The sequence below is a fragment of the Cognatilysobacter terrigena genome (assembly GCF_004361065.1).
Taxonomy (GTDB): Bacteria; Pseudomonadota; Gammaproteobacteria; order Xanthomonadales; family Xanthomonadaceae; genus Cognatilysobacter; species Cognatilysobacter terrigena.
The window spans coordinates 15125-33688 of the sequence record NZ_SELT01000004.1; the positions used below are offsets into that span (position 1 = coordinate 15125).

Below are 18564 nucleotides of genomic sequence, written 5' to 3' on the forward strand. Positions count from 1 at the left end.
TCGCTAGTCGGCGGGAATGCCCGGGTCGAACTCGTCGTTGACGACTTCGAGGCACACCGGCGCGCGCGGCTTGAGCGCGTAGCGATGCTGCACGGCGCCGTCGACCTCCATGTTGCCTATCGCGCGCGTCGCCTTGCGCGTGAGCAGGTTGACGCTGGTGTCGGTGGTTTCGCCGCTGCCGCGGTTCAGCACGCCTTCGTCGAATCCGATCAGGCGCATGCAGCCGTCCTGCCAGCGGAACTTGTAGGTCGTGTGACTCGCCGTCCACGAACCCGCGTTGGCGAAGAAGCCGACGGTGACGCCCAGCACGCGCTTGTCGAGCGTCAGCCCGCCGTCCTCGTACGCGTCGGACAGCGTAGGGATGTCGTTGCGGCGGATGACCGTGTCGGACTGCGCCACGCGTCGCCAGCCGCCTGCCGGATCGGCGAGGAGCACGAGCAGTACGCGCGGATTGGTGTCGAGCTCGGGCACACCCAGGCCCTCGTTGTGCAGCACGTTGCGCGGGTCGGCGTCGCGCAGCAACAGGACGACGTCGGGCTTCGCGTCGGCGTCGACCGGGCCTGTCAGGCGCTCCTCGACCGTCCACCCCTTCGGCACGAACGCTTCTACGGTGGCGGCGCGCTCGGGTAGCAGCGGCGTCGGCACATCGGGGATTTCGAGCTCCTGCGCCCCGACCGTTCCCACGGCAGCGAGCAGCAGCAACGGCACGGCGTTGCGGATCATGTGCGTCTCCCCAATGAGCGGCCGCCAGCCTAGCGGCGGGAGCCCGCCGCGCCCACCCCACGGGCTACAATGCGCGTCGAAGCACCGGTGGGAGAAGCGGGCCCCGGCCCGCTGCCGAAGGCGCAATCGCCCGGAATCGCTCAGGCCCCCATACCGCCGGCTGCAAACACTCTGGAGAGACCGGTTCGATCCGGCGCCGAAGGGGCAAGAAGCGCATCCTCCCCCGCGCTTCCAAACTCTCAGGCAAAAGGACAGAGGGGCGCCCATCGGCTAATGCCGGCGGGCGACGTGCCCTCTTCCCGCGGCCGCGCGCCGTGCCACGACTCTCCGCCATGACCCAGCCTGTTTCCCTTCGCGCCCTCGAGCACCACGACGGCTTCATCGAACGCCACATCGGCCCGAACGACGCCGAGATCGCGCAGATGCTGCAGGTCGTCGGCCACGATTCGCTCGATGCGCTGACCCAAGCGATCGTCCCCAGCTCCATCGCGTCCGGCAATCCACTGGCGCTGCCCGAGCCGATCAGTGAAGTCGAAGCCCTCGCGAAAATCCGCGCCATCGCGTCGAAGAATACCGTCGCGCGCAGCTTCATCGGCCAGGGCTACTACGGCACGCACACGCCGAACGTCATACTGCGCAACATCCTCGAGAACCCCGCGTGGTACACGGCGTACACGCCGTACCAGGCCGAAATCTCGCAGGGCCGCATGGAAGCGCTGATCAACTTCCAGACCATGTGCGCCGAGCTGACGGGCATGGAGATCGCGAATGCGTCGCTGCTCGACGAGGCCACCGCGGCCGCCGAAGCGATGACGCTCGCGAAGCGTTCGGCCAAGTCGAAGTCGAACACGTTCCTCGTCTCCGGCGACACGCATCCGCAGACGCTCGAAGTGCTGCGCACGCGCGCCGAACCGCTCGGCATCGCGATCGAAATCGCGATGGGCGCCGACGACTGGAAGGCCGCGCTCGCCAAGGGCGATTTCTTCGGCGTGCTGATCCAGTACCCGGCCTCCAGCGGCTGGCTCGCCGACTGGTCCGCTGATGCGGAAGCGATCCACGCGCACGGTGCGCTGGTGATCTTCGCGACCGACCTGCTCGCGCTGACGCTGCTCAAGCCGCCGGGCCAAATGGGCGCCGACATCGTCATCGGCAACAGCCAGCGTTTCGGCGTGCCGTTCGGCTTCGGCGGCCCGCATGCGGCGTTCATGGCCTGCCGCGATGCGTACAAGCGTTCGATGCCCGGCCGCCTGATCGGCGTGTCGATCGACAGTGAAGGCAAGCCGGCGTACCGCCTCACGCTGCAGACGCGCGAGCAGCACATCCGCCGAGAGAAAGCGACGTCGAACATCTGCACCGCGCAGGTGCTGCTGGCGGTGATGGCGTCGATGTACGCCGTCTACCACGGGCCGGATGGCCTGAAGCGCATCGCCTCGCGCGTGGCGCGCATGACCGCGATCCTCACCGCCGGCCTCGCCGAACTCGGCTTCGACCGGTACCACCACGGCACCGCGTTCGACACGATCTGCCTCAAGACGGGCGACCGCACCGCCGAGCTCGCAGCGCGCGCCGCGAAGATGGGCGCGAACCTGCGCGTCGCGTGGGGCGAGTACCTGTGCATCTCGCTCGACGAAACCACTACGCGCGCCGACCTCGAACTGCTGTGGCGCATCTTCGGCGGTGACGACGCGAAGCTGCCCGACATCGATACGCTCGACGCCAGCGCGCCGTCGCTGATCCCGGCGGACCTGCAGCGCACCAGCGCGTTCCTGTCGCATCCGGTGTTCAACACGCACCACAGCGAGCACGAACTGCTGCGCTACATGCGCACGCTGTCCGACAAGGACCTCGCGCTCGACCGGACGATGATCCCGCTGGGCTCGTGCACGATGAAGCTCAACGCGACGGCCGAGATGATCCCGGTAACGTGGCCGGAATTCGGCAACATCCATCCGTTCGCGCCGGCCGAACAGGCCGCGGGTTACCAGGAACTGATCGCCAGCCTCGAGCAGATGATGGTCGAGTGCACCGGCTACGACGCCGTGTCGCTGCAGCCGAACTCCGGCGCGCAGGGCGAATACGCCGGCCTTCTGGCGATCCGCGCGTACCACCGTTCGCGTGGCGAAGCGCATCGCGACATCTGCCTCATCCCGGAGTCGGCGCACGGCACGAACCCCGCGTCGGCGCAGATGTGCGGCATGCAGGTCGTCGTCACCAAGTGCGATGCGAACGGCAACGTCGACGTCGCCGACATCCGCGCGAAGGCGGAGAAGTACAGCGATCGCCTCGCCGCGATCATGATGACCTACCCGTCCACGCACGGCGTGTTCGAGGAAGACGTCGTCGAGATCTGCGAGATCGTGCACAAGCACGGCGGCCAGGTGTACACCGACGGCGCGAACATGAACGCGCTCGTCGGCGTCGCGAAGCCCGGCAAGTGGGGTTCGGACGTCTCGCACCTCAACCTGCACAAGACCTTCTGCATTCCGCACGGCGGCGGCGGCCCGGGCGTCGGCCCGTGCGCGGTGAAGTCGCATCTCGCGCCGTTCCTGCCGGGTGCGCTGAGCGCTGACGGCGTGCGCACACCAGGCGTCGGCACAGGTGACGTCGGCATGGTGTCGGCGGCGAGCTTCGGGTCCGCGTCGATCCTGCCGATCAGCTGGATGTACGTGACGATGATGGGCGCGTCGGGCCTGCGTCGCGCGACGCAGGTGGCACTGCTCAATGCGAACTACATCGCGAAGAAGCTCGCGCCGCATTACGAGACGCTCTACACCGGCCGCAACGGACTCGTCGCGCACGAGTGCATCCTCGACCTGCGCCCGATCAAGGATGCGACGGGCATCTCGGCGGAAGACGTCGCTAAGCGCCTCATCGACTTCGGCTTCCACGCGCCCACGCTCAGCTTCCCGGTCGCGGGCACGCTGATGGTCGAGCCGACGGAAAGCGAGTCGCTGCACGAACTCGATCGCTTCATCGACGCGATGATCCAGATCCGCGACGAGATCCGTGCAATCGAGGATGGTCGCCTGGATCGCGAGGACAACCCGCTGCGCAACGCGCCGCACACCGCGACGATGGTCGCGGCGAGCGAGTGGACGCACGCGTATCCGCGCGAACTGGCCGCGTTCCCGCTGCCGGTGCTCAAGCAGCACAAGTACTGGCCGCCGGTCGCGCGCGTCGACAACGTCTACGGCGACAAGAACGTGTTCTGTTCGTGCGTGCCGATCGAGGCCTTCGACGGCGAGCCGGAAGCCTTCAGCGAGCCCAACGTGATGTAAGCGATCGCACGATCGATCCTGGAAGAGCCCCGCCCGCGCGGGGCTTTTTCTTGGACGACGATCTCAGTGCAGATCGCCCATCAACGGATCCGCGCGACGCTCGATCGACGGCGCGACATCGGCGGTCGCCGGCGTGCGCTTGCCGGCGCCGTGACTCGCCTCGCCGCCCAGGCGCCCGATGTGCGCCATGTGCACGCGGTCGCGGCTGACCGCCTCGCCGCCCTTTCGGCCGGCTTCGCGGGCTTCTTCGGAATCGAACTCGTGGGCGTGTCCGCTCTGGTGCGCGGCGCGGCCGCCCATGGACGAGATCGCGCGCTGTTTGGCCGGGTCCATGCTGCCGAACCCGCCCCCGTGGCGGCCGCCTCGGTTGCTGTTCGCCATTGCTGCTTCCTCCTACGCGTCGGCGTCGGTCGGGGACGCCGTCCGTCCTGTCGCCGCCGGCATCGCGCAGCGACCGGTCCTCGCAACCGGGCGTGATGCGCGGGTGCAGGAGCAGCGTAGCGACCGCAGTGTTATCGGAGCGATAACCGGGCGCTCGCGGCCGGCCGGGACGCGCCGATGACCGGTCGCTCCGCCTTATGTGCGCTGGCGTACATACGATCTTCGCGTGCCCCGTCGACAATCTCCCTGAATAGGGGAGACTCCGTGCCCACAACGACCGCCACACCTTGGAAAGTCCGTAACGGACTGCTGGAAACGCTCTCGCACGACGAGTGCGATCGACTGCGTCCCGATCTGCACGTCGTCGAACTCCAGCAGGGCAAGACGCTGTATTCGGCAGGCATGCCGCAGACGACGATGTATTTCCCGCGCAGTGGCGTGGTGTCGATGACGTACACCACCGAACAGGGCGAGAGCACCGAGATCGCGATGATCGGCCGCGAAGGCATGGTCGGCACCTCGGTGTTGATGGACAGCATGACCACGCCGTCCAGCGCGGTGGTGCAGGTCGCCGGCGAAGCGCTCGCCTTGCGTGCGGACATCGCCGATCGCGAATTCCGCAAGGGCGGCCATTTCCAGTTCATGGCCGTGCGTTACATGCAGGTGCTGCTCGCACAGATGGCGCAGACCGCCGTGTGCAACCGCCATCATTCGGTCGAGAAGCAACTCTGCCGTTGGCTTCTGCTGTGCCACGACCGCATCGGCACCGATGAATTGCAGGTCACGCAGGAAACCATCGCGACGCGCCTGGGCGTGCGTCGCGAAGCCGTGACGGAAGCTGCGGGCCGCCTGCAGGTGCTGGGGCTGATCCGCTGCGGTCGCGGCCGCATCTGGATCGTCGACCGCAAGGGTCTCGAGAAGCAGGCCTGCGAGTGCTATACCGTCGTCCGTCGCGAATACGACCGGCTGCTGCCGCCGCACGCCGGCATCTGATCGATGGAACTTGCGATCTACGGAAGTGCCGATGGCGGCATCGTGCTCGTGCCTGCGCCTTTCGAACCGCCCCACGACGCCGTGCAGTTGCACGGCCCGCTGACCGCACGCGGCTTCCTGCGCGTGCTCGATGCCGACGCGGCCCCGTGGCCCGAGCTGGTGCTGCAGCTCGAACGCCACCTGTTCGCGGCGCTCGGCGCCGCCGAAGCGCACGTACTGCTGGGATCGTCGGCAGCGCGGACCTCGCTCTGAACTGACGAACGCATCGTCTCCACAGGTCGCGGCTAGTCTGGATGCCGCTCCGGAGACCGCCGATGCCCGTTCGTCACAATCTCACCGAAGGCCCGATCGCGCGCACGCTGTTCCTGTTCGCGCTGCCGATCCTCGGCGGCAACGTGCTGCAGTCGCTCAACGGCTCGATCAACGCGGTGTGGGTCGGCCGCGTCCTCGGCGAACAGGCGCTGACCGCGACCGCGAACGCCAACAACGTGATGTTCCTGCTGCTGGGCGCGGTGTTCGGCGTCGGCATGGCGGCGAGCATCCTCGTCGCGCAGTCGATCGGGCGTAACGACCTGACGCAGGCGCGCTGCGTGATCGGCACCAGCGCGACGTTCTTCATCAGCCTGTCGGTGCTGATCGCCGCGATCGGCATGCCGTTCTCGCGGCACCTGCTCGCATGGATGGACACGCCACCGTCGGCGCTTCCCTTCGCCGAGGCCTATCTCCGGATCATCTTCCTCGCCCTGCCCTTCCTCTACGCGTTCACGTTCATCACCGCGATCCTGCGAGGCTCGGGCGACACGCGAACGCCTTTCATCTTCCTGTTGCTGACCGTCGCACTCGACATCGGCTTCAACCCGGTGCTGCTGTTCGGTCTCGGCCCCTTCCCGAAGATGGGGATCGCGGGCGCCGCGACCGCAACGCTGATCGCCAATGCGACCAGCCTGACCGCGCTGCTGCTGTGGCTGCGGCACAAGAAGCATCGACTGTGGATCAGCCGCGGCGAGCGCCATCTCTACAAGCCGAACTTCGCCGTGCTGAAGTCACTGATCGGCAAGGGCATTCCGATCGGCCTGCAGATGATGCTGATCTCGGTGGCGATGCTCGCCATGATGACGATGGTCAACAAGCATGGCGTCGAGACCACCGCCGCGTACGGCGCATCACTTCAGCTGTGGACCTACGTGCAGATGCCGGCGATGGCGATCGGCGCGGCATGTTCGTCGATGGCCGCGCAGAACGTGGGTGCCAACCGCTGGGATCGCGTGCATTCGACGGCGAAGTCCGGCGTGCTGTTCAACTTCCTCATGACCGGCGCATTGATCGTGCCGCTGATCGTCTTCAGCCGACAGACGCTGTCGCTGTTCCTGCCGGACACGAGTCCGGCGCTGGTCATCGCGCAGCATCTGGATCCCATCGTCATCACCTCGTTCCTGTTCTTCGGGGTGACGTTCGTGCTGTCCGGCGTCGTGCGGGCGACGGGCGCCGTGATCCCGCCGCTGATCATCCTCGCGTTCGCACTGTGGGGCGTGCGTGTGCCGTTCGCTTCGCTGCTGCAGCCGCGCTTCGGCGCCGACGCGATCTGGTGGAGCTTTCCCGTCAGCGCGATCGTCGCGATGCTGCTGTCGGCCGCGTATTACGTATTCGGCGGGTGGCGGAAGGCGAAGATGCTGCCGGTCAAGCACGACGAGGTGGCGGTACCCGCCGAAATCCCCGCGCAGCCACCGTCGCCGGTGGCCGACGTCGCGAGTTGCGACGAGGACGCTACGGGCGTTGGCGGCCCATGACCTCGGCGAGATAGGGCGCGGTGCGACTCTTCGTCGATGCGGCGACATCCGCCGGCGGACCGCAGGCGACGAGCTGACCGCCCTCCTCGCCCGCGCCCGGGCCGATGTCGATCACCCAGTCGCTCTGCGCGACGACGCGCATCTCGTGTTCGACTAGCACGACGGTATTGCCCGCATCGACAAGCCCGTGCAGCTGCGCCATGAGGCGATCGACGTCGGCCGCATGCAGGCCCGTGGTCGGCTCGTCGAGTACGTAGAGCCCACGCCCGCGCGTGCTGCGCTGCAGTTCGGTCGCGAGCTTGATGCGTTGCGCTTCGCCGCCCGAGAGTTCGGTGGCGGGTTGGCCGAGGCGCAGGTAACCGAGGCCGATGTCGCGCAGCAGCTGCAATGGACGCAGGACCGCCGGTTCGTCGACGAAGAAGTCGCACGCATCCTCGACGTTCAGCGCCAGCACCTCGGCGATGTTCTTGCCGTTCCACTGCACCTTCAGCGTCGCCTCGTTGTAGCGCGCACCGTGGCAGGTCGGGCATGGCGCGTAGACGCTCGGCATGAACAGCAGCTCGACACTGACGAAGCCCTCGCCTTCGCAGGTTTCGCAGCGACCCTTCGCGACGTTGAACGAGAAACGCCCGGCATCGAAACGGCGTCGGCGCGCGTCCGGCGTCGCGGCGAACAGCTTGCGGACGTGATCGAACAGCCCGGTGTACGTCGCGAGGTTCGACCGCGGCGTGCGACCGATCGGCTTCTGGTCGACGCGCACCAGACGGCGCACGGCCTCGATGTCGCCGCCGAGATGTCCACGCGTCCGTTGCACGACGCTCGGACCGTCTTCGACCTCCGGTTCGTCGTCCTCGGGCTCGTGTCCCAGGTACGCACACGTGAGTTCGACCAACGCCTGGCTGATCAGGCTCGACTTGCCCGAGCCGGACACGCCGGTCACGGCAGTGAGCACACCGAGCGGAATCCGCGCGTCGAGCCCGTGCAGGTTGTTGCGATGTACGTCGCGCAGTTCGAGCCAGCCGGTCGGATCGCGCCGCACGCGAGATGGCGCCGGCACGCGGTCGAACAGGTACCGCGCGGTTTCCGATGTCGCGACGCTTTCCAAGCCGGCTGGAACACCGCTGTACAGCACCTCCCCGCCGCGTTCGCCCGCGTTCGGCCCGACATCCACGAGCCAGTCCGCGCTGCGCATGGTGTCGAGGTCGTGCTCGACGACGAAAATCGAATTGCCGCTGTCGCGCAGCTGCACGAGCGCCTCGAACAGCGCCTCGCTGTCCGCCGGATGCAGGCCGGCGGACGGCTCGTCGAGCACGTAGACGACGCCGAACAGCTGCGAGCGGATCTGCGTCGCCAAACGCAGGCGCTGCAGCTCGCCTGGCGAGAGCGTGGGCGTGGCGCGATCCATCGCGAGGTAGCCGAGGCCGAGCGACCGCAGCGTGCCGATGCGTGCGACGAGATCGGCAGCGATGCGTTGCGCGGCGATACGCTTTTCTTCGGACATCGTCGGCGTGCGATGGATGTCCGGCGCGGCATCGTGTGCGGATGCACCGGCGGCTTTGCGACGCGCGCGATCGCGCTTGGTCGCTTCCGCTCCGCGGTGGTCGGCGCGGGACGACGCGGCGCGGTCGAAGTGTCCCTCGGCGACCGGTCGAAGCACGTCGACGAGCCGGTCGAACGACAGTTGCGACAGCTCGCCGATGTCCAGGCCGGCGAACGTCACCGACAAGGCCTCGCGCTTGAGCCGCTTGCCATCGCAGACGGGGCACAACGTGCCCGTCAGGTGACGTCCGACGCGACGCTTCATCAACGCACTCTGCGTCGTCGCGAACGTGTGCAGCACGTAGCGTCGCGCGCCCATGAACGTGCCCATATACGCGGGCTCGGTCTTGCGCTTGAGCGCGGCGCGCGTCTCCGCGGGCGTGAAGCCCGGATAGACCGGCACCGTCGGCGTTTCCTCGGTGAAGAGGATCCAGTCGCGATCCTTCTTCGGCAGGTCCTTCCACGGACGATCGACGTCGTAGCCGAGCGTCACCAGGATGTCGCGCAGGTTCTGGCCGTGCCACGCGGGCGGCCACGACGCGATCGCCCTCTCGCGGATCGACAGCGTCGGATCCGGCACCATCGATTCTTCGGTGACGTCGTAGATGTAGCCGAGGCCGTGGCAGTTCGGGCACGCGCCCTGCGGCGTATTGGGCGAGAAATCCTCGGCGTACAGCATCGGCTGGCCGGGCGGATACGTGCCGGCGCGCGAATACATCATGCGCACGAGGCTCGACAGCGTGGTCACGCTGCCGACGGTGGATCGCGCGCTCGCCGTGCCGCGTTGTTGCTGCAGTGCGACCGCGGGCGGCAGGCCGTCGATCGAGTCGACATCCGGCACGCCGACCTGGTCGATCAGGCGTCGCGCATACGGCGCCACCGACTCGAAATACCGGCGCTGCGCTTCGGCGTACAACGTGCCGAACGCCAGCGACGATTTGCCGGATCCCGACACGCCCGAGAACACCACCAGCGCATCGCGCGGAATGTCGACGTCCACATCCTTGAGATTGTGCTCGCGCGCGCCGCGCACGCGGACGAACGCGTCCTGGCGCGTGCGATGGCTCTTGTCCTGCCCGGTGTCGCCGTCCATGCCCAGCCCGTGGTGAACCCGCGGCATTGTGGCGATCACGGCGGCGGTCGCGAAGTGAAGACGGGCTCTGGTCTAATTGCCGGCGTGTACCCGCGACCCGCCTCCATGCGCCTGTCGATCCGCCTCCTCGCTGCGCTGCTGTCGCTGGCCGCGGCCCTGCCCGCGTTCGCCGCGCCGCCGATCACGGTGTTCGCAGCGGCGAGCCTGAAGGAAACGCTGGACGAAGCGGGCGTGCTGTACGAGCGCAGTCACGGCGCGCCGGTGCGCGCGTCATACGCGGCGAGTTCGGCGCTCGCACGCCAGATCGAGGACGGCGCGCCCGCCGATGTGTTCGTATCGGCCGACCTCGACTGGATGGACGAGCTGCAGGCGAAGCGTTTGATCGATGCAAAGACACGTCGCGACGTGGCGGGCAACGCACTGGTGCTGGTCGCGCCTGCCGATGCCAGGACACCCGGCATTGCGTTGAAGCGCGGCGTCGACCTGCGTCCTGCGCTGGGCCGCGACGGCCGCCTCGCGCTCGCGCTGACGGCGAGCGTGCCCGCGGGCAAGTACGGTCGCGCCGCGCTGGAATCGCTCGGTGCGTGGTCGAAGGTCCGACCCCGCGTCGTCGAAGCGGAAAACGTTCGCGCCGCGTTGCAGCTCGTGGCGCGCGGCGAAGCCGCGTTGGGCGTCGTGTACGCCAGCGATGCGCAGGCCGAGCCGCGCGTTCGCGTCGTCGCACGTTTTCCGGCGTCGACGCATCCGCGCATCGTCTACCCCGCGGCGCGCATCGCCGTGAGCACGAATCCCCAGGCCGCAGCGTTCGTCGCTTGGCTGCGTTCGCCCGCCGCGCAGGCGGTGTTCCGCAAGCACGGCTTTCTGCCGCCCAAGTGACCGCCCTCAGCGCCGACGAGCTCGCAGCGGTCCTGCTGAGCCTCAAGGTCGCGACGGTCGCGACGCTCGCCAGCCTGCCGTTCGCGATCGCGACGGGCTGGCTGCTTGCGCGGCGACGTTTCCCCGGGCGCTTGCTCGTCGATGCGCTCGTGCACCTTCCGCTCGTATTGCCGCCCGTCGTAACGGGCTATGCGTTGCTGGTGGCGGTCGGTCGGCGCGGCACGATCGGCGCGTGGCTGCACGACGTCCTCGGCATCACCTTCGCATTCCGGTGGACGGGCGCAGCGCTTGCGTGCGCGGTAATGGGTTTTCCATTGATGGTGCGCGCCATCCGGTTGTCCATCGAAGGCGTGGACCGTCGTCTTGAGAACGCCGCATCGACGCTCGGTGCGTCGCCGTGGCGCGTGTTCGTGGGTATCACCTTGCCACTGGCGTGGCCCGGCATCGTCGCCGGTGCCGTACTCGGCTTCGCCAAAGCGGTCGGCGAGTTCGGCGCGACGATCACGTTCGTATCGAGCATTCCCGGCGAAACGCAGACGCTATCGTCGGCGATCTACGGCCTGCTGCAGGTGCCGGGCGCCGAGTCGCGCGTATGGATGCTGTGCGGCGTGTCGGTGGCGATCTCGTTCGTCGCGTTGATCGCGGCCGAAGCGCTGGTGCAGCGACGCCGCGCGGAGCCCGCGACGTGAACGACATCGTGCATCGCATCGACGTTCGACTTCGCCGAGGCGGCTTCGAGCGGCGTGTCCATCTGCAGAGCGCGTCGCGCGTGGTCGCGGTGATCGGCGCATCGGGCAGTGGCAAGACGTCGCTGCTGCACGCGGTCGCGGGACTGGTGCGTCCGGTGGAGGGCCGCATCGAAGTCGCGGGGGAATGCCTGTTCGATTCCGCTCGACGCATCGACATCCCGGCGCACCGTCGTCGCAGCGGCTACGTCTTCCAGGATGGCCGCCTGTTCCCGCATCTCGACGTGCGCGCCAACCTGCTCTACGGCGCGCCGCGTGAAGCGCTGCCGACGGCGACGCGCTTCGACGATGTGGTCGACCTGCTGGCACTCGCGCCGTTGCTCACGCGCCGCACGGCGGGTCTCTCAGGCGGCGAGGTGCAACGCATCGCCCTTGGCCGCGCCCTGCTCGCGCAACCCCGCCTGCTGCTGCTCGACGAGCCGCTGTCGATGCTCGACCCCGACCGCCGCGACGAGCTGCTGCCCTACCTGCAGCGCGTGCGCGACGGGAGTGGGCTGCCGATGATCTACGTCAGCCACGTGCCTGCGGAGGTCGCGCGCATCGCGCAGGACGTGCACCGCATCGACGAGGCTTAGCGTTTCGCCGACTTAGAGGCGATGAAGGCGACCGCAGCCGCAAGCACGACCACCCCGATGATCACGCGCAGCGGATGCACGTTGAACAGCGCGCCCAGCATCTGGCAACCGGAGCACAGCAGCGGCACGCTCGCGACGATCGCGATACGTGGAGCGTTGGCGGGAAGAGCGCGCATCGTCGTGCGTCCGTGCGGAAGACGTCCAGCCTAGACCCGCGACGTTAGCCGCAGGTGCACGCGGTCACGCAGGGCCCGTCGGCGGTGGACGGTCGGCCTGCATCGCGATGCGCTCCGCCTCGGCCAGCCGCAGCAGATCGCGCTTCTCGTCGACGATGCGTCGTCGCAAGCCGGGCCAGAGCGGCTTCGAGTGCGCGAATAGCGTGTCGACGTGCGCGAGCTTGTAGTCCTGCACCGCGGTGACGATCTGCGCGTCGGTCAATGTGCGGGCATCGACCGTCGCGCCGAATGCGGTGCGCAGCGCCTTGGTCACGATCGACAGCGTGAGCGCGCCGTACTGCACCGCGGTGCTCCAGACGAGATCCTGTACGGCGCGGCCCGCATGCGCGAGATCGATGCCGGCGTCGCGAAGCCGTTCGAGTTGCGTGTCGTAATGCGTGCGGCCGATGAAGTCGTGCTGCTCCTGCGCAAAGGCCGCTTCGGTGCGCGCGAGGCGTTGCCAGAGCGCATTGAACGCGCGCGTCGCGGGCTTGAGGCCGGCGAATCGCGAACCGAAACGCGATTGCGCGAGATACGCCTGCAGCGTGCCCGCGTTCGACGACAGCTGGTATTCGCCATAGGAGACACCGCCGGCGTCCCCGCGTCCGGTCGAGATCGTCGCGGCACCGCGCCCGCCGGATTCGTAGCGGCTCGACGTCAGTCCGAGCCGCCATTGCGCAAGACGCTTGCGGGCCTGCCGGAGCGTCATCGTGGCCATGCGTCGCCTCCCTGCGCGGCCGCTTCAACGGCCGGTTCGATGCGTCTTCGTCGCACAGCAGGCGTGGAGACGGCATCCACGGACGCCGTAAACGCAACGGGCCGCCCGAAGGCGGCCCGTCGTTCACGCAATTCGCGGTCGATTACGCGAAGGGATCCTGCAGCACGATGTTCGCGTCGCGATCCGGCCCGGTCGACACGATCGCGATCGGGCAACCGGCGAGCTCTTCGAGCGAACGCAGGTAGGCGCGCGCCGCGGCCGGCAGCTTGTCCCATTCGGTGATGCCCGCCGTGCTCTCGTTCCAGCCCGGGAACTCGAGGTAGACCGGCGTGCACTCGTCCCAACCGGCGGCGTCGAGCGGCGCGTATTCGGTGCGCTTGCCGCGGTATTCGTAGGCGATGCAGATCTTCAGCTTCTCCATCCCGTCGAGGATGTCGAGCTTGGTAATGCACAGGCCGCTGATGCCGTTGATGGCGACGGCGCGCTTGAGCGCGACGATGTCCATCCAGCCGCAACGACGCGGGCGACCGGTCGTCGCACCGTATTCCTGTCCACGGTCGCGGATGCCCTGCCCGACTTCGTCGTCGAGTTCGGTCGGGAACGGGCCGCCACCGACGCGCGTGGCATACGCCTTCGCGATGCCGAGCACGTAGTCGATCGCATCCGCGCCGACGCCGGTGCCGGCGAGCGCGCCGCCCACCGTCGTGTTCGACGAGGTGACGTACGGATACGTGCCGTGGTCGATGTCGAGCAGCGAACCCTGCGCGCCCTCGAACAGAACCTTCTTGCCCTGCTTGCGCAGGTCGTGAAGGATGCCGGCGACGTCGGCCTTCATGGGCTCGACGTATTCGCCGAACGCGAGCGCTTCGTCCAGCGTCTGCTGGAAGTCGACGCCTTCGACGCCGAGGTACTTCGTCAGCACGAAGTTGTGATAGTCGAGTGCGGTGCGCAGTTTCTCGGCGAGTTCCTGCGGGTAGTGCAGATCCGCCACGCGGATGCCGCGACGCGCGACCTTGTCCTCGTACGCCGGGCCGATACCGCGGCCGGTGGTGCCGATCGCCTTGCCGCCCGCGGCCTTCTCGCGCGCCTGATCCAGCGCGATGTGGTACGGCATGATCAGCGGCGTCGCCGGCGAGATCTTCAGGCGCGAACGCACTTCGACGCCGTTGCCTTCGAGCTCCGCGATTTCCTTCTGCAGCGCGCCCGGGTGCAGCACCACGCCGTTGCCGATCAGGCACAGCGCGTCGTCGCGCAGGATGCCCGAGGGAATCAGGTGCAGCACCGTCTTCTTGCCGGCGATGACCAGCGTGTGGCCGGCGTTGTGGCCGCCCTGGAAGCGCACGACCGCGCCGATGTCCTGCGTCAGCAGGTCGACGATCTTGCCCTTGCCCTCGTCGCCCCACTGCGCGCCGAGCACCACCACTGACTGACCCATCACCACTCTCCGAACCGGCTGCATGCGTAGGAGCGTCCGTCGCGACGACACGCGACATCAAGGGCGCACGGCAGCGCGTGCAACGGCGCGGCGAGCGCCTCCATCGACCGCTCCGCCGTAGCGGAACGCAGACACGGAAAAAGCCGGAGGGTGTCCCCGTCCGGCTTTTGTGCATTATCCGGGTTTCGGTGCGGCGGGGCCACCCCGCCGGTCGCTTCGTTCAGGCCCGCACGGCCCAGAGCGAGGCCAGCCCGACCAGCACGATCACCGCGCCGAAGGTGCGCAGCTGCGGCGTCGTCAGTGCATACAGCCGCTCCGCCGTGCGCTTCCAGCCCTCCGGCGTGAGGAACAGGAACAGGCCCTCCAGCACCGCGACGAGGCAGAGCGCCGACAGCAACTCGCGCGCCATCAACGGTCCGACTTGAGGTACTGCAGGAAGGGATCGTTCTTGTCGACGACGATCACCGTCTGCCCCGAACCGAAGGCATTGCGGTAGGCCTCGAGGCTGCGCTGGAACGCGTAGAAGCCGGCGTCCTTCTGCGCGGCGTCGGCGTACAGGCGCGCCGCGGCCGCGTCGCCTTGGCCGCGCAGGGTCTGCGCGTCGCGTTCGGCTTCCGCCACGATCACCGCGCGGTCGCGGTCGGCGTCGGCCTTGATGCGCTGCGCCTGCTCCGCACCTTCCGCACGCAGCTGGCTTGCGACCTGCTGACGCTGCGCACGCATGCGGCTGTAGACGTCGCCGATGACCTTGCTGTCGGTCGGCAGGTCGATCTGCTTGATGCGCAGGTCGAGGATGCGCACACCGAGCGTCGCCGCACCCTTGTTGATCGTGGCCAATTGCGCCGCGACGATCTTGCTGCGATCACCCGATACCACTTCCGACAGCGTGCGCGCATTGATCTCGTTGCGCAGCGCGTCCTTGATGATCGGCGCGAGGCGTTCGATCGCCACGCTCTCGTCGCCACCCGTCGCGCGATAGAACGCGCGAAGGTTCTCGATACGGCCGACGCCGAAGAAGTCGACGCTGATGTCCTTGCGCTCGGACGTCAGGTAACGCTCCGGTTCCGCCGGCAGCACGTTGAGTCGACGATCGAACGTCAGCTGGCTTTCGACCAGCGGAAACTTGAAGTGCAGGCCGGGGCCGAGGTCCGTGCGATCGAGGCGACCCAGGTTCAGCACGATCGCGCCGTAACCTTCTGGCACGACGAACACCGAGCCCATCAGCGCGAGCAGTGTCGCGACGATCAGGGCGATCCAGGCGGGGTATCTCATCGTTCGTCTCCCGTAGCGCTGCGCGGCGCGCGCGGTGAACGCGGCCCGCGTCCGCCGGCCTCACCCGTCGCCGTCACCGGCGCGAGCACGTCCGGAACGATCGCCGGGGTCGCTTGCGGCTGCGCGAGCAGCGGCGGCATGACGGGCTGCGTCGTCGGCGCGTCCTGCATCGGCACGTAGATCAGCTGGCGCGAATCGCCGCTGACGATCGTGCGGTTCTCCGACAGCACCTGCTGCACGGTTTCCAGCCAGAGGCGCTTGCGCGTGACGTCCGGCGCGGCCTTGTACTGCTCGACGAGCAGCGAGAAGCGCTGCGCATCGCCCGTCGCGCGTGCAATGGCGGATGCCTTCTCGCCTTCGGCGATCGCACGCACGCGCGCGGCTTCACCACGCGCCTCCGGGATCACCTTCGCGGCGTACGCGCGCGCTTCGCTGATCACGCGATCCTTGTCCTGCTGCGCGCTGTTGACGTCGTCGAATGCCGGCTTCACTTCTTCCGGCGGACGCGCGTTCGGCAGGTTGAGCTCGGTGACCGTCAGGCCAGTGCGGTAGGCCTTCAGCGACGCTTCGAGCCGCGTACGCGCATTGACCGCCAACTGGTTGCGGGCGCCGAGCACCGTGTCGAGGTTCGATCGGCCCACCATCTCGCGCACCGTCGACAGCGATGCTTCCTTCAGCACGTCGTCCGCATTGCGCGTGCCGAACAGGTAGAGCTGCGGATCGGCGATGCGGTACTGCACGTTGAGGTCGACGTAGACGATGTTCTCGTCGGACGTCAGCACCGGCACGGTCTGCGTGAAGGTCTTGATCTGCGTCGCGTTGACCTTGATCACGCGCTCGAGCGGCCACGGCAGCTTGAGGTGCGGGCCCGGCGTCATCAGGCGGTTGAACTGGCCGAAGCGCAGCACGACGCCGCGCTGCTGCTCGGATACGAGTTCGAACGTCGACCAGACGAGCCACAGGCCCAGCAGTAGTGCCACCCAGCGAACGGGGCCGCCCCCGTCCGACAGGCCGCGGAGGCGATCGAGCAGGTCGTTCGGCGCGAACCCGCGCCGGCCGCGGGGTCGCGGATCGCGGTCGCCGTTGTCACTGCCGGGCGTATTCCAGGCCATGCGGACTCCGGAGGATGCGCCGTCGTGCCGCCGCGGGCGCATCGGGCGCCGGTGCGGTCGGCTGTCGCGCCGGCGCGGGAAGTGTCGGGATTCTAGGTGGGGGGTCCGGCCGCCTCAACCAAGGGGCGAGGCGTCGGCGGGTGGTGGAAGCAGCGGCGTCAGCACGTGACCGCCCGCACCTGCCGCGATGCGGCGGGCGTCGGTCTGCGGCAGGTCGACGTCCAGCCACCAGCCGTCGTCCTCCGCGCGCTCGGCGCGGATCGCCCCGAGTTCGTAGAGCCGGCCGCGCAGCCGCGCCGCGGTGGTCGGCAGGTGGATGCGACCGGTCACGCGCTCCAGGCCGAGCATCTGGCCGAGCGCCTCGCGCAGCAGGTCGAGGCCCGTGCCGTCGCGCGCGGACAACCAGACGCGCGGGCGCTCCTCGACGAACCGGTCGAAGCGCGGCGGCGTGTCCTCGAGCCGGTCGATCTTGTTGAAGACGAGCAGCTGCGGAATCTCGCTCGCGCCGATCTCCTTGAGCACCGCGTCGACCTGCGCGATGCGATCGGTGCGCAGCGGATCGGCGGCGTCGATGACGTGGATCAGCAGGTCCGCCTCGCGCGCTTCCGAAAGCGTCGAACGGAACGCGGCGACGAGGTCGTGCGGCAGGTCGCGCACGAAGCCGACGGTGTCCGCCAGCACGACACCCCCGCCGGCGAGGTCGATGCGGCGCACCGTGGGATCGAGCGTCGCGAACAACTGATCGGCGGCGTAGGCCTCGGCGCCGGTCATCGCATTGAACAGCGTCGACTTGCCGGCGTTCGTGTAGCCGACGAGCGCGACGCGCGGCAGTTCGCCCTTGAGTCGCGCACGACGCATCTGCGCGCGTTGCACCTCGACCTTGTCGAGGCGCTTGGAGAGTTGTTCGAGCCGCTTCTGCAGCAGTCGACGGTCGGTTTCGAGCTGTGTTTCACCGGGACCGCGCAGGCCGATCGAACCGCCGCGCTGGCGCTCCAGGTGGGTCCAGCCGCGCACGAGGCGCGTCGCCATGTGGCGCAGCTGCGCGAGCTCGACCTGCAGCTTGCCTTCGTGGCTGCGCGCGCGCTGCGCGAAGATGTCGAGGATCAGGCCGGTGCGGTCGACGACGCGACGCTTGAGCGTGCGCTCGAGGTTGCGTTCCTGGCCGGGCGACAGCGCGTGGTTGACGATGACGAGGTCGGCGCCGCTGGCTTCCGCGGCGGCCTGCACTTCCTCGAGCTTGCCGCTGCCGATCAGCGTCGCCGCATTCGGGCGGTCGATGCGCGCGGTCACGACGGCGGCGATGCTCGCCCCCGCGGACCGCGCGAGTTCCTGGAACTCCTCCAGCACCGCCTCGTCGAGCGGGCCGGCATGCGGCTGGATCAGCAGCGCGTTCTCACCCTTGCGGGAGCGTTCAAACAATGCGCACCTCCAACCGCAGTGTCCTCATTCCGATACCGGCTCCGACGACGCATCGCCATCGCTCGGCTGCACGTAGCCACCGCCCGGCCCCACGCGCACGTTGCGCGCCGGCACGACGGTCGAGATCGCGTGCTTGTAGACCATCTGACTCACGGTGTTGCGAAGCAGCACCACGAACTGGTCGAACGACTCGATCGTCCCCTGCAGCTTGATCCCGTTGACCAGGTAAACCGACACCGGCACGCGCTCGCGGCGCAGTGCGTTCAGGAACGGGTCCTGGAGAGATTGCCCCTTCGACATTGCGTATTCCCCACCTTTTGATCTTGTTGTTATGGGCGGTACCGGCAGACCGGACCGTGTCGCCGCGGTTGTCCCCACGGCAGCGACGGCCCGATGTTAACG

The 18564-nt window shown here is 68.3% G+C and carries 18 protein-coding genes and 1 riboswitch; of the genes, 7 read left to right on the top strand and 11 right to left on the bottom strand.

The window, feature by feature from the left end:
- Positions 1–3: 3 nt before the first annotated feature.
- Positions 4–723, bottom strand: coding sequence for a hypothetical protein (locus EVS83_RS04165; RefSeq protein ID WP_133499767.1), 720 nt, complete (start codon positions 721–723; stop codon positions 4–6).
- A 161-nt stretch (positions 724–884) separates the two neighbouring features.
- Positions 885–988, top strand: a riboswitch (glycine riboswitch).
- Positions 989–1055: 67 nt separating this feature from the next.
- On the opposite strand from EVS83_RS04165, the gene gcvP reads away from it, so the two are divergent.
- Positions 1056–4001 carry an aminomethyl-transferring glycine dehydrogenase gene (gene gcvP / locus EVS83_RS04170; RefSeq protein ID WP_133499768.1) on the top strand — a complete coding sequence of 982 codons (2946 nt, stop codon included), beginning with the start codon at positions 1056–1058 and terminating at the stop codon, positions 3999–4001.
- 63 nt (positions 4002–4064) lie between these two features.
- On the opposite strand, the gene EVS83_RS04175 is transcribed toward gcvP, so the two are convergent.
- Positions 4065–4382 (bottom strand): KGG domain-containing protein, encoded by a 318-nt coding sequence (locus EVS83_RS04175; protein ID WP_133499769.1) that lies wholly within the window; start codon positions 4380–4382, stop codon positions 4065–4067.
- Between the two features lie 264 nt (positions 4383–4646).
- On the opposite strand from EVS83_RS04175, the gene EVS83_RS04180 reads away from it, so the two are divergent.
- From EVS83_RS04180 to EVS83_RS04190, 3 genes are all read left to right on the top strand, one after another.
- The gene (locus EVS83_RS04180) at positions 4647–5375 is read left to right on the top strand and encodes a Crp/Fnr family transcriptional regulator (RefSeq protein WP_246022769.1); all 729 of its coding nucleotides are present in this window, start codon (positions 4647–4649) and stop codon (positions 5373–5375) included.
- A 3-nt stretch (positions 5376–5378) separates the two neighbouring features.
- Positions 5379–5627 carry a hypothetical protein gene (locus EVS83_RS04185; protein ID WP_133499771.1) on the top strand — a complete coding sequence of 83 codons (249 nt, stop codon included), beginning with the start codon at positions 5379–5381 and terminating at the stop codon, positions 5625–5627.
- A 62-nt stretch (positions 5628–5689) separates the two neighbouring features.
- Positions 5690–7162: an MATE family efflux transporter gene (locus tag EVS83_RS04190; RefSeq protein ID WP_133499772.1), complete on the top strand. Its 1473-nt coding sequence runs from the start codon at positions 5690–5692 to the stop codon at positions 7160–7162.
- Here the strand turns inward: EVS83_RS04190 and EVS83_RS04195 are convergent.
- Positions 7140–9794, bottom strand: coding sequence for an excinuclease ABC subunit UvrA (locus EVS83_RS04195; RefSeq protein WP_133499773.1), 2655 nt, complete (start codon positions 9792–9794; stop codon positions 7140–7142). The two genes, EVS83_RS04190 and EVS83_RS04195, sit on opposite strands and share 23 nt — an antisense overlap.
- A 105-nt stretch (positions 9795–9899) precedes the next feature.
- Between EVS83_RS04195 and modA the strand changes: the two genes are divergently transcribed.
- Genes modA through EVS83_RS04210 form a run of 3 tightly spaced genes read left to right on the top strand, consistent with a single transcriptional unit; the run spans position 9900 to position 11991 of the window.
- Positions 9900–10670: a molybdate ABC transporter substrate-binding protein gene (modA, locus tag EVS83_RS04200; protein WP_133499774.1), complete on the top strand. Its 771-nt coding sequence runs from the start codon at positions 9900–9902 to the stop codon at positions 10668–10670.
- Positions 10667–11359 (top strand): molybdate ABC transporter permease subunit, encoded by a 693-nt coding sequence (modB, locus tag EVS83_RS04205; protein ID WP_133499775.1) that lies wholly within the window; start codon positions 10667–10669, stop codon positions 11357–11359. Before modA ends, modB begins: the two co-directional genes overlap by 4 nt.
- Positions 11360–11367: 8 nt before the next feature.
- A complete protein-coding gene (locus tag EVS83_RS04210) occupies positions 11368–11991 on the top strand; it encodes an ATP-binding cassette domain-containing protein (RefSeq protein ID WP_133499883.1) in 624 nt (207 codons plus the stop codon).
- On the opposite strand, the gene EVS83_RS04215 is transcribed toward EVS83_RS04210, so the two are convergent.
- The 8 genes from EVS83_RS04215 to hfq all read right to left on the bottom strand — a co-directional run bounded on the left by EVS83_RS04215 (position 11988) and on the right by hfq (position 18462).
- Positions 11988–12167: a hypothetical protein gene (locus EVS83_RS04215; RefSeq protein WP_133499776.1), complete on the bottom strand. Its 180-nt coding sequence runs from the start codon at positions 12165–12167 to the stop codon at positions 11988–11990. The genes EVS83_RS04210 and EVS83_RS04215 overlap by 4 nt on opposite strands.
- A 64-nt stretch (positions 12168–12231) precedes the next feature.
- Complete coding sequence (locus EVS83_RS04220; RefSeq protein WP_133499777.1) at positions 12232–12924, bottom strand: VgrG-related protein; 693 nt, start codon at positions 12922–12924, stop codon at positions 12232–12234.
- Positions 12925–13066: 142 nt separating this feature from the next.
- The gene (locus EVS83_RS04225) at positions 13067–14359 is read right to left on the bottom strand and encodes an adenylosuccinate synthase (protein WP_133499778.1); all 1293 of its coding nucleotides are present in this window, start codon (positions 14357–14359) and stop codon (positions 13067–13069) included.
- Positions 14360–14579: 220 nt separating this feature from the next.
- Entirely contained in the window at positions 14580–14768 is a 189-nt protein-coding gene (locus tag EVS83_RS04230; protein WP_133499779.1) for a DUF2065 domain-containing protein, read from the bottom strand.
- On the bottom strand, positions 14768–15631 hold the full coding sequence (hflC, locus tag EVS83_RS04235) for a protease modulator HflC (protein WP_133499780.1): 864 nt from the start codon (positions 15629–15631) through the stop codon (positions 14768–14770). The genes EVS83_RS04230 and hflC overlap by 1 nt, the downstream gene beginning before the upstream one ends.
- On the bottom strand, positions 15628–16743 hold the full coding sequence (gene hflK / locus EVS83_RS04240; RefSeq protein ID WP_133499781.1) for an FtsH protease activity modulator HflK: 1116 nt from the start codon (positions 16741–16743) through the stop codon (positions 15628–15630). Before hflK ends, hflC begins: the two co-directional genes overlap by 4 nt.
- Positions 16744–16857: 114 nt before the next feature.
- Positions 16858–18162, bottom strand: a complete 1305-nt coding sequence (gene hflX / locus EVS83_RS04245) for a ribosome rescue GTPase HflX (RefSeq protein ID WP_133499782.1) — start codon at positions 18160–18162, stop codon at positions 16858–16860.
- A gap of 24 nt (positions 18163–18186) precedes the next feature.
- Positions 18187–18462, bottom strand: coding sequence for an RNA chaperone Hfq (gene hfq / locus EVS83_RS04250; RefSeq protein WP_115646894.1), 276 nt, complete (start codon positions 18460–18462; stop codon positions 18187–18189).
- Positions 18463–18564: the final 102 nt, after the last annotated feature.